The organism is Zavarzinella sp. (assembly GCA_041399155.1).
Classification (GTDB): domain Bacteria; phylum Planctomycetota; class Planctomycetia; order Gemmatales; family Gemmataceae; genus JAWKTI01.
This window is the reverse complement of the sequence record JAWKTI010000001.1, coordinates 664,979-677,103: the sequence shown is the minus strand read 5'-3', so window position 1 is coordinate 677,103 and position 12,125 is coordinate 664,979. Positions and strand designations below refer to the sequence as shown.

Sequence of the window (12,125 nt, the reverse complement as noted above, 5' to 3'; positions counted from 1 at the left end):
ACCGCAGGGGATTTGGCCATTTTTTGACCAGAAAATCAAAAATCCCAGTTGGATTACCCCCGGTGACAGGGAACAATGTAGTAACCCCCTTCCTTCCCAGAACTAAGAGGTGCACCATCGTGCTGGAACATCCCCCTTCGCCAGACAAACTTTTTCTCGGTTGGGTACACCCAAAACCGAGAGTGTTAGGCTTCGATAAATCCAAACAGATTCTTTCAGAGGAACTGGAACCACTGATGTACACAGGCGACCGCCATTTGTGTACCGTGGCACCCACCCGCTCGGGCAAAGGGCGGGGCGTGCTGATCCCAAATCTGCTTCATTACACAGGACCTGCGGTCGTTTTCGATCCGAAAGGTGAACTGTACGAAATCACCCACAAACAACGCGAACGGCTGGGCCAGAAAGTCTACCGCCTCGACCCGTTTGGCGTGGTGGATGATCATACCGATGCCCTTGATCCGTTCGACATCTTCGCCTTACGCGGTGCGGACGTAGAATCTGATGCCCAGATGTTGGCAGAAATGCTTTCTACTGGCAACAAAGGGATCAAAGACCCTTTTTGGGATCTTAGCGCCTGCGGCATCATCAGTGGGGTGATTGCCTACGTTGCCGCACTGTTGAAGGGCCCGGACCGCACCTTCCCGAAAGTGGCCGAAACGCTGACTTCGGATGATGTGTCTTACAATCTGGCCGTGGTGCTGGACACTGTTGGTGAAGATATCCCCCGCCTGGCCTATCGCGAAATCGCTTCATTTCTGCAATTGCCCGACCGCGAAACCCGCCCATCGGTGCTGGGTACCGCGAATTCCTACCTGAAGGCAATCCTGAGCGAAAAAGTGGCCCGCTCGATGCGCAAATCGACATTTTCGCTGGAAGAAATTGTCAATGGCGACCCCATTACCGTGTATATCATGGTGCCTCCGGATAAACTGGTTAGCCACAAAGCCCTGCTGAAAATTTGGGTGGGTGTGATGCTGAAAGCAATTACATCCCGACGTTCGATTCCAGAAAAGAAAACCGTGTTCTTTCTGGATGAATGTGCCCAGTTGGGGAACTTTCCATTTCTGGAAAACATTATCACTCTTTGTGCAGGTTATGGTGTGCTCTGCTGGATGTTCTGGCAGGATCTGAACCAACTGTCCAATGCCTACCCCACCTCGTGGCAGACGATCCTCAATAACTGTGGGGTGCTGCAGGCGTTTGGCTTTAACAATCGCAATCTCAGTGAGCAATGGAGTGCCTATCTGGATCACCCGCCTTCCGAGTTGCGGCGAATGGATGCCCTGGACCAGATTGTCCAGATTTATGGTGGGAAGGAATACCTCTCCCGCCGTGGGGATTATTTGAAGGATACGCTGTTTGCAGGCAAGTTCGACCGAGCCTCATTAGCACCTAACACCCCACTGGACGCAGAGTCCGACGGCGAAGAACCTGAACGTGGACGATAAGCAAATCCGTTAGATCACTTTCAGATTACCCTTCAGCATCCGCCTTGCCTTTCGATTTCTTCCCCTTACCTGGCGTGGTGCTTTCTTCTTCCGCTGGTGGGGCGGTTTCCGCATTGGCTTCCGTGGCAGTTGCGGGTGCAGGTGGGTCAACCATATAGCCACGCGATGCCTGGGTTATCTGCACCACTTTGGCCCGCACCTGATCAGCAAGTCCCTGATTTTCTGTCAGGTAATTCTTTACATTCTCTTTCCCTTGTCCCAGTCGGGTGCCTTCAAAACTGAAGAACGAGCCCGCCTTGTCCAACGCACCACATTCAGCGGCAATGTTCACTAGATCGCTGTAAACATTAATGCCACGATCGTGCAGCACTTCAAACTCTGCAGTACGGAACGGTGGGGCAATTTTGTTCTTCACTACTTTCACTTTCACTTCCGTTCCGATGACCACGTCGCCATCTTTTACCGCAGGGCCGCGTCGCACTTCCAGGCGGCAGGACGCATAGAACTTCAGTGCGATCCCACCGGAAGTGGTTTCCGGGTTGCCATACATCACACCAATTTTCTGGCGAATCTGATTAATGAAGATCACGCACGTGTTTGTTTTGGAAATCAGCGGATTCAGCACCCGAAGTGCCTGACTCATCAGGCGGGCCTGCTGGCCCACGGAAGGCTCGCCGATATCATTTTCGGCTTCGTTTTTGGGCACCAGTGCAGCAACAGAGTCCACCACAATCAGGTCAACCGCGTTCGACTTCACCAGCATTTCGGCAATCCGCAGTGCCTCTTCGCCGAATGTGGGCTGACTGACCAGTAACGATTCCAGATCAACACCAATCCGTTTTGCCCACCCTGGGTCAAGTGCGTGTTCCGCATCGATGTACGCCACAATCCCACCAGCTTTCTGGGCGTTCGCGGCTGCATGCAGGGCGATCGTGGTTTTGCCACTCGATTCCGCACCGTAGACTTCGACGATTCGGCCTTTGGGTAACCCACGGCCACCCAGGGCAACATCCAGGCTGAGCGAACCAGTGGAAATCCCTTCCACGTCTGCAATTGCCACATTTCCAAGCTGCATAATCGACCCACGGCCGAACTCTTTCTCAATCGCGTTCAGGGTGTGTTGCAGTTCTTTATTTTTATCTGCCATCGGTAATTCATCCCATCTTAAGTGACCTGGCTGACAAGATACCCAGGGCACAATTTAGTGTACAAGCGTACTATATACGAAAATGAACCGGAATGCTATCTTGGTAGTGAAATTTTTGAATATTTTTTGAGAATATCGCATAAGTGCTTCATTGATCGATACTTAGGGAGATTTTTCTGGCCCGAAGTGTTGTTATTTCAGTCTTCGGTTTCTTGATTTGTGTTCCAACGGCATATGCCACGCTTGGTTTTGTCTTCATCGCCCGAACTTGTGGTTGCAATAAAGTGCGATTCGGCGATTACCTGACATATCAGCTATCTGGCCCACTTGGGCTGGAAAATCGGTCTGTCTGAAACTCAACCTCGGTTGGGTTTCAGACGGTTGTGTCTACAACCGTCATTCCCGCGAAGGCGGGAATCCAGTACTAAACACTTGAGTTGGCAACTCACCATGTTTTGTGAGCCGCGGTTCGCATGATAGACGTTAAAACACCGATTTTCACATGAAATTGGGTTTAATTCAATGCACTGAGATGGGACAACTTGAAGAACACCACAACATGCCCAGAACAAGCACGATTTTCAGGAAAATCGCTCACGCAGTTGACCTATTGATAAAACATCATGGTAAAGGGAAAACTCCCACCTGTGGGGGAATGTTCCCAGGAATGGCAAATTAGTCATTGCATGCTGGTAGGATATTGGCGATGCCACGCTTGATTGTCATCGGTGGGCCCGATGAAGGCCGACAGTTCGAACTTCCTGCCAACGCAGAAATCACGTTGGGGCGGGACTGTCGCTGGTGTGAATTCAATTGGATTCCTATCAACTCGCTCAATTTGGCCGCCAATGGTTGTTACGTGCAGGAAACTGTTGGCTGTCGCAGCAACTATATACATTTCTTAACGCCTTCAGAAATAAGGAAGTTCATTGGTGATGCATTGGCGAAATATGATAACACATAATTGCGTTCTCCTGGCTTCAAGCTCTGGGAGCCAACGGCCGACGACCACGAAAGCCAATCTGACTGTCCAGTCTTGAGGTACTCCCTACGAATCTCTTTAAAGCCAAATTCTTGAATGGGAATTTCAAGCACTTTGGCTCTCGCAATCTTTAAGTTTGGAGTAAGTTCATAAAGCCTGAGAAGAATTTCGCCAAAACAACCATGACCAAGAAGGTGGTCTTCGACAATTGCTCCAATCCAGAACAACTGATACTCCAAGAATTCTTCAGATGTTTTAAGATATTTCAAGATAACTTCCGACAATGAAGCTTTTTCCCTGACCTCACCACAGACCGAATGGATGTGTTTGATCAGATTAGGGAATTTCATGAAGAGCATTGGTAGATACGCAAGCAAATTGTCGCTGTGCAATCTAAGAAAACTCAAAATCCGATCAGCGTCCGATTCCTCCAAAGAATCGTTCTGAAGAAGTCCTAGCAATGCCTCGACCTGCTCTGGCCTCAATGAATTTTCTAATTCAACAACTATCTCCGCAAACTCAACACCCGACGCAGTTGGGATTTCCACGTACTCAGTAATTATTTCCTTTAAGGACTCACGAAGCTCAGTCAGTTTTTCGTTGAGATCGAAAGAGGAAACGTCAAATGCCGTTTTTGAAGGATTGATATTCAGAGCATATTGGCCCAAAAGCGTTTGAATTGTCTGAAAATCTTTCTTCAAGACATATGGGTCATTATCAAACAAGGAAAAGTCGTCCATAAATCGAACTATCTTATGCGACTTTAGCGGTCCATAGAGATCAACGCTTTTCAGGAATTCATTCCCAATCATTTTCGCCGGGTAGATGCCGTGTGGCATGAAGTCGATACTTCGACCAGAATTAATTTCACGACAAAACTTAGAAAATGCTGCTGAATCAGTACTGCTAGCATTGGTCTTCTCTTCAAACCAGTGTGCAACATCATGGTGGTACATGCTATTGAAGTAAGAAGCAATATCGAATTGAATGTTATGGCTGTAGTTCGACCAACATGCAGCCAGTTCTTGCTTGTATTGTGCATACGCATGATGTACGGGAATATGTTGGCCGTTTACAAACCTGTATCCGAAACTTCTCCGTAGCTCACTTACTTCTGGCCGAAATACTCCTCGATTCCGATACACAACGTCGTACAAGAAATACTCTGCGACAGGATCCAATTTTGCTGTACGCCGCAGATGATCACGGGGTTTCGTGGCGTAAACACGTTGTTGCGGAAGAAAATTGTCCTCGGGGTGGGAGTTGTTTAAAACGCGTTGATAGATGTAGTCTGATATTTCTGTACTGTGTTTTTGCACAAGTAGTAAGTTTGTTTTGAGCGGAAACAACGTTGCGGCAAAATCACGCTCAAAAAAATTCACGGTTGAAGTCACATTCTCTCCTTCTCAAATTAGTAGTAGCGGGTCCTGTCCAAAGCAAACTGAGCGGGTTGTGGGCTGACAACTTGAAGAACACCACAACATGCCCAGAACAAGCACGATTTTCAGGAAAATCGCTCACCCGGTTGACCTATTGATAAAACATCATGGTAAAGGGAAAACTCCCACCTGTGGGGGAATGTTCCCAGGAATGGCAAATTAGTCATTGCATGCTGGTAGGATATTGGCGATGCCACGCTTGATTGTCATCGGTGGGCCCGATGAAGGCCGACAGTTCGAACTTCCTGCCAACGCAGAAATCACGTTGGGGCGGGAGCGAACCAATTCGATTGTGCTGCACGATACGGAAGTTTCCCGCCACCACGCACTGATCACCTTTGTGGCACCGCACTACCGCGTCAAAGACCTGAAAAGTTCCAATGGCACGCTGTTGAACAATCGCACCGTACAGGATGCACCACTCAGTTCGGGCGATGAACTGACGCTGGGCCAATCGGTGCTGATGTTTACCTACGATCAGCCCGCCGGCAGACAGACGCGGGAAGATTTAACAGAAAAAGTTCGCCTGGTGCCCAAAAAGGAAGGCGACATCCCTTCCGCCATCATTAAAACGGTGGCAGCCGATGAAGGCAGCAGAATTTTAACCCGTCCCGAAGCACAGGCCACTGACTGGTTAAAGACCCGCCTGGCCAATCTGGCGGTGCTGTACGAAACCTCGCAGGCGATCAGCCATATCAGCGACCTTGGCGAAATGATGCAACGCTTGCTCGAATTGCTGCTCGATTCGATCCCCGCCGATCAGGGGTGCATCATGCAGATCGACCTCAAAGACAAATCGTACCAGCCCACTGCGGTGCGGTTTCGCGATCAGAATCAGATGCTGCCCAGCATGAATGTCAGCAAAACGATTGTCGATTGGGTCATTCAGCAGCAGCAGGGGGTGTTGATTTCGAATGCTGCCCGCGATTCGCGCTTTGCTACCGGAAAAAGTATTACACGGTATAACATCAATGAGGTCATCTGCGTGCCGATGCAGGGCCGCCACGAGACCCACGGTGTGCTGTTTCTGGATACCGTGACCGATGTTCGCAAATATGTGCAGCAGAACCAGGCCGAACCCACCGCCAGCTTTAAGGAAGACCACCTCAGCCTGGCGATTGCCATTGCCCACCAGATTGCCTTAGCCATCGAAGGAACGCGGTATTATCAGGCGATGTTGCAGGCAGAACGCCTGGCGGCGGTGGGGCAGGCAATGGCTGCTGTTTCCCACCACGTTAAGAATATTATGCAGGGGATTGTCTTTGGCAGCGACATGGTAAACACCGCACTGCGGGAGCAGGACGGTGAACTGATGGGCAAAGGCTGGAACCTGGTGCAGAAAAACCAGCAACGCATCCAGCAACTGGTGCTCGACATGCTGACTTTTTCCAAAGAACGAGAGCCAAACATCATTCCCGAAGACCTGAACCTGTTGGTGCAGGATGTCATGGAACTGGTGCGTGGGCGAATAGACGATTATGGCATTCGGCTGGAGATGCGGTTATCTGCCACGCTGCCCCACGTGCCGTGCGATGCGGATGGCGTGCACAATGCGATTCTGAACGTGGTCAGCAACGCCATCGACGCTCTGGAGCATTCGGAAGACAAATTTCTGGCGATTCAGACGCTGGTCGATCCCACAGGCGAGTGGGCAAAAGTGATCGTGCTCGACCACGGCCCCGGAATTCCAGAAGCCACCCTGCGGGAGATTTTTCAGCCATTTGTCAGCACCAAGGGTGCAAAAGGCACTGGCCTGGGTCTGGCAGTGTGCCGCAAAATCTTCCGCGAACATGGCGGTGAAGTAGTTGCTGAAAGCATTGTGGGCAAAGGCAGCAAGTTCACAATGCGGCTGCCGTTGAAATCTCCGTTCGGGCCAGATCCCAATCAGGGCACTGCCCACGAACTGCCCCTGTTCCCCACGCAGGTGGAGTGAAAGAAGGTTGGCCGGAATAAAATAAGAAAGTGCTCATGAAGTCTTTTTGATTAATTTTTAGGCAGTTCAGCCAAGGAGCCTGGGCTTCACCTCATGGCAGTAGAAATGAAAGCTGGAATAGTTGGCAATTCACGCCTGATGGAATAGTTCGGGTTTTATTTTCTGGGTGCCTGCGACATTTTCTTGAAGTCCTCGTAGGCTGTTTTCAGATACTCGGCAAGTGGGGGTAGGCCAATCGCTGTTCGGCGTTGATCCACTTGTGACTCATCCTCAATGGGCATGGGTTGAAAATCCGCTCTCAGTTGCGTGCCATAGCGTTGTGGTTTTCCGGCAGCAACTAACACGCGATCTGTCAGATAGGCAATATCTTTCGGATCGACCTCCCCCTTGGGTGCTTTTTGCATCAGCTTCAGGCACTGTTCCTGAAACTTGCTGTCTGAATCAGCGTGCTGAACCAGCAACCAGGCAGCGTGGGCTCCATCGATTCCCACCAGTGCCTTGCCCGGCCAGCCATGTTTCTTCAATATTTCCTTCATCCGCTCGGTGTGGACAGCATCGATTTCCTTTAATTTCTTCGCTTCTTCCAGCACTACCGCCAGCTTTTGGGGCTCGGTCACTGGTTTCCCTGTTTCAAAACGAATCCCGTGCTGCTCAAATGCCTGCAACATTGCGGCGCGGGCGGCCTGATCTTTCCGCTGCATTTCCAGCAATTCTTTCCGAAGCTCCCCATTGGCAGGTGGTGCAAGCAACATCGAAAACGCGATTGCAAAACAGGTAGCCAACATCTTTATCACCATATTCCTGTACGAACCAATATTTTACCACCAGTCGGGTGCAATGGAACCACTGTTGGGTTGCCAGCAAAGGTGGTGCGTCTATCAATCATTTTGGCAGAAACTGCATTTTCATTAATTTTTAAGATTTCTTTCTGCCCATCCGGACGTATGTTTAAATCTTTGACTTCAAGGTTGGTGGGATGACACGGCGATCACGTGCACGGGAAGTTGTTTTACAATTGTTGTTTCAATGGGATCTCAATCGTGCGGTAAGAGAAGAATCGATTCATCAGTTCATCCACGAACGACTGAAAAACGGTGAAGCGGAGCAGTTTTGTCTGGAATTGTACCAGGGGGTCATCGATCATCAGTCGAAAATTGATGCCTTGATCAGCCAGTCTTCCGAAAACTGGAAAATTCAGCGAATGGCACCCACTGATCGCAATGTATTGCGGATGGGCACGTACGAAATGGAATTTGCGCCCACCAAAACGCCCGCACCTGTTGCATTAGATGAGGCAATTGAATTGTCTCGCCGTTATGGGTCCGCAGATTCCTCCTCATTCGTCAATGGGGTGCTGGACAAAATCTACCAGCATCTGACCGGTGAATCACTGGCGAAGGCTGCCCAGGCAGCAGTGCCACCTGCCGACGTGGTACCCGAAACCACAGAACCCGACGCACCTCCTTCCGATGCGGCGGAATAGCTTTACTGCGATTTGTCAGGCGATGGCCCAGGGCGGGACACGCACCCCCCGGATCGATTTACACATGCACAGCACTGCCAGCGATGGTGATTTTTCACCACATGAAGTGCTTCAACGTGCGGAAAAACAAAGACTTTACGCCATTTCGTTGACCGACCACGACACCGTAGCTGGGTGCCGCACCATTCTGGCGTACTTACAGGCAAAATCTTCTCCGGTTCGCTTCATTCCAGGCGTGGAACTGACCTGCCAGTTTCAGGGGATGGAATACCACCTGCTGGGCTATCAGCCCGATCTGGAACACCAACAATTAAACAAGTGTCTGATTGAATTGCAGCATGCACGGCGGGAGCGGGCATTCACCATTGCAGAATTGCTTTCTGAAGAGGCCCCCACCTTGTTGGGTGCGGTGCAGCAACTCCCAGCGGAATGCTCGTTGGGACGTCGCCACCTTGCCAAACTGCTGATTCAGCAAGGCTATTCAAGCTCCATTCACGGTGCTTTTGAGCATTTTTTGAAGCGACCAGCAATTTCCGCCATTCCCAAAGCCCGCCTGGACCTGTGCGAAGCAATCAAATTACTGGCCGATGCCGGTGGAATCAGTTCGCTGGCTCACCCACCAGAAGATATTTCATTAGAATCTCTTCATTATCTGCGTTCGGTGGGCTTGAACGCACTGGAATGTGAATATCCCTGGCCCGGAAAGAAGCGCCGGCAGCACTGTCGGGAACTGGCACGTGCAGCCGGTTTGGCCATTTCCGGTGGCAGCGATTGCCACGGTGCCGCACCCGTGGCACGTTCTATCGGGCATTGTGGCATCAACCTTGTAGAATTTCAACAGTTGTTCTCGACCAATCTGACAATTGTTTAATCATTCGGTTGTGGCACCAGACTCATGCAAAAACGGAAAAGCTACCCATCGCTGGTATACGGCATACCGATCTCCATTCTGCTGGTGCTGGGCCTGCGTATCATCTGGAATCCCTGGGCAGACGAAAAAGAACTGGAATACGGCCAGTTTCTGCACCTGTTAGATACTCCCACGGTGGTGTGGCAGGATGTCGTGGTGCGTGATGCCGAAATTCAGGGGAAGATTCGCTTTCAACAGGCCGATCCCCACGTTCCGACTGGGTTGGAATTGAACAAAACCTACCCGTTTGTGGTCACCCGCCCACCAGGAAATGAGGATTTCTCATTATTTGACCGGTTGAAGAAGTCGTTGCCCACCTTTCAGGTGAAACGTGGGCGATCAACGTTCGGCTGGATCATTTCGATTCTCTATTTTGTGGTTGCCGCCTTGGCGGTGGTGGCACTTTTCCTTTATTTCGGGCTGGGCAATCGCAGTTTGGCGTTCGGCAAAAGCAGACACCGTGTCTTTTCACGTGCCAGCACCATCACCTTCAAAGATGTGGCAGGAATCGACGAAGCGAAGCACGAACTGAGCCAGGTGGTGGACTTTCTGAAAAATCGTGACCGCTACACCCGCCTGGGGGCCCGCATCCCACGTGGGGTGCTGCTGGTTGGCCCACCCGGAACGGGGAAAACCCTGCTGGCGTTATCGGTAGCTGGTGAAGCGGATGTGCCCTTCCTTTCTATCAGTGGCAGTGAATTTGTCGAAATGTATGTGGGCGTGGGTGCCAGCCGCGTGCGGGATCTTTTTCGTGATGCCGGCCGTCAGGCACCCTGTATTGTCTTTATTGACGAACTGGACGCACTGGGCCGCAGTCGAGGTGGGGCTGCACACACTGCCCACCAGGAACGGGAACAGACGCTGAACCAACTTCTGGTGGAAATGGATGGCTTTGATGCCAACCAGGGGATCTTTATTATTGCTGCCACCAACCGGCCGGAGGTATTGGATACTGCCCTGCTGCGACCAGGTAGATTCGACCGCACCGTGGTGGTGGATCGACCAGATGTCGATGGGAGAGAGCAGATTCTGCAGGTACACACGCAAAAGATACAGTTAGATTCATCCGTCAACCTGCGAAAAGTGGCGAATCTAACCCCTGGCCTGGCTGGGGCCGACCTGGCCAATATTGTCAATGAAGCCGCACTGCTGGCCGCAAAGCGAAATGCCAATTCGGTAACCATGACCGACATGAACGAGGCGATTGAACGTGGGGCGATTGGTCTGGAACGCAAAAGCCGCATCATGCTGTTTGAAGAAAAACAACGGATTGCGGTACACGAAGCGGGCCACGCACTGGTGGCCTGTGCCCTACCCGACAGCGACCTGGTTCACAAGGTGTCAATCATCCCACGTGGGCTGGCAGGGGGTTATGTGCTGCAGCGACCTGAGAATGATCGCTTGATTATCAGGCAGAAAGAACTGGAAGCCCGCATTCAGGTGGCGCTTGGGGGAACAATTGCGGAGGAATTAACCTTTCAGGAATTAAGCAGTGGTGCCACTGCCGACTTGCAGCACGCCACGCAGTTAGCGGAGCAGATGGTGCGTGAATATGGCATGAGCAAACTGGGCCGGATCTATTACGCCGCACCTGGTACGCGATTTTTGGAAAGCACGCCAGAAAGTGGCCCGCAGCTCAGTGAAGCGACGTTGCGTGAAATTGACATGGAGATACGGCGAATTTTGCAGGACGCACTGGAACAGGTCCGCACGCTGCTGGAAACGTCCCACGAAACGTTGACATTGGTAACAGAACGGCTGATTACCAAAGAAGTGCTGGAAGACAAGGAGCTGTTCGAACTGCTGTATGGCAGCGGCTTCCCGTTAAGTGATAAAGTCCGCACCCGCATGCAACTTTCGGGAATGCTCAAGCAGGTAGACAACGGGTGAGCTTCGAGGAGTTCGGTTCTAATTTGTCATGCTGATCTGCTGATATCAATTTTGCAAAAATTCACAAAAAAGTGTGATTCGACGCAACTTGTTACTGAATAAGCAGTTGCGACAGAAATTTTTCACCATAAATCGTCCCAGCGAGAAAAAAATTGTCAAAATTGTCAGACTCGTGGATATATTATATGTGCGTGGAAATAATTCCATGCTTTGGATTTGATCTTTGACAACTCGAAGAACGACGCAAGTACTGCCCTGTGGTGTAAAGTGCCACCAATTCATTTGGATTGACTGGATCTTTCACCACGGGCAGGTTTTGCCTGAAAACCGCAGTTTGGCATCCATCATTCCCGCGTAGACGGGTACTACCTGAGGCAGTGAATCCGAAGAACAACCAGTTAACCGCTGCCAATCTGCAAATCGTCATTCCCACGTAGGCGAGTACAACCTCAGGGAGTAGAACAACCAGTTAACTGATGCCCAACTGAAAACCGTCATTCCCGCGTAGGCGGGAATCCAGGGCGAAGTCTTGAACAAGTAATCCGATACCCAACTATGCAAGACGTAGATATAAGAAAGATCTTGCATGCATTTATAAAACGACCTATAAAATGCACAGATTAGGATATGAACCTAAGCAAGTAAAGCAATGGGAAATACAAGCTAAAGCGGATGTGGCAAATCGCTATTTCTACAGACGTCACGCAAAATTGTGGCCATTACCTGAATCACCCATTTAGCTGATTTGTGAGCAATATTATGTCATCAATTATTTTGTCTATTACTGGCGTAATAATAACTTCATGCGATATAGTGCAAAATACTGCATTAGATTTTTCATTGTCATGGTCGGGCTTCTTAGACAATTGCTATTGGATAGATCTTCGAAG

General features: G+C 50.4%; 8 protein-coding genes. 5 read left to right on the top strand and 3 right to left on the bottom strand.

The genetic code is table 11. From position 1 onward, the window contains the following. The first annotated feature begins 119 nt into the window (after positions 1-119). Positions 120-1,451: a type IV secretory system conjugative DNA transfer family protein gene (locus tag R3B84_02835; GenBank protein ID MEZ6139485.1), complete on the top strand. Its 1,332-nt coding sequence runs from the start codon at positions 120-122 to the stop codon at positions 1,449-1,451. A gap of 25 nt (positions 1,452-1,476) precedes the next feature. Here R3B84_02835 and recA read toward each other — a convergent pair whose 3' ends face one another. Continuing rightward, positions 1,477-2,598 carry a recombinase RecA gene (gene recA / locus R3B84_02830; protein MEZ6139484.1) on the bottom strand — a complete coding sequence of 374 codons (1,122 nt, stop codon included), beginning with the start codon at positions 2,596-2,598 and terminating at the stop codon, positions 1,477-1,479. An 888-nt stretch (positions 2,599-3,486) separates the two neighbouring features. Continuing rightward, positions 3,487-4,974, bottom strand: a complete 1,488-nt coding sequence (drt5, locus tag R3B84_02825; GenBank protein ID MEZ6139483.1) for an antiviral reverse transcriptase Drt5 — start codon at positions 4,972-4,974, stop codon at positions 3,487-3,489. Positions 4,975-5,209: 235 nt separating this feature from the next. Between drt5 and R3B84_02820 the strand changes: the two genes are divergently transcribed. Next, on the top strand, positions 5,210-6,952 hold the full coding sequence (locus R3B84_02820) for an ATP-binding protein (protein ID MEZ6139482.1): 1,743 nt from the start codon (positions 5,210-5,212) through the stop codon (positions 6,950-6,952). Positions 6,953-7,107: 155 nt separating this feature from the next. Here R3B84_02820 and R3B84_02815 read toward each other — a convergent pair whose 3' ends face one another. Further along, positions 7,108-7,737: a DUF6624 domain-containing protein gene (locus R3B84_02815; GenBank protein MEZ6139481.1), complete on the bottom strand. Its 630-nt coding sequence runs from the start codon at positions 7,735-7,737 to the stop codon at positions 7,108-7,110. A 191-nt stretch (positions 7,738-7,928) separates the two neighbouring features. On the opposite strand from R3B84_02815, the gene nusB reads away from it, so the two are divergent. The 3 genes from nusB to ftsH are packed head-to-tail and all read left to right on the top strand — an operon-like array spanning position 7,929 to position 11,235. Continuing rightward, a complete protein-coding gene (gene nusB, locus R3B84_02810; GenBank protein ID MEZ6139480.1) occupies positions 7,929-8,435 on the top strand; it encodes a transcription antitermination factor NusB in 507 nt (168 codons plus the stop codon). Then, complete coding sequence (locus R3B84_02805; protein ID MEZ6139479.1) at positions 8,422-9,306, top strand: PHP domain-containing protein; 885 nt, start codon at positions 8,422-8,424, stop codon at positions 9,304-9,306. Before nusB ends, R3B84_02805 begins: the two co-directional genes overlap by 14 nt. Positions 9,307-9,330: 24 nt before the next feature. After that, positions 9,331-11,235, top strand: coding sequence for an ATP-dependent zinc metalloprotease FtsH (gene ftsH, locus R3B84_02800; protein MEZ6139478.1), 1,905 nt, complete (start codon positions 9,331-9,333; stop codon positions 11,233-11,235). The last annotated feature ends 890 nt before the right edge of the window (positions 11,236-12,125 follow it).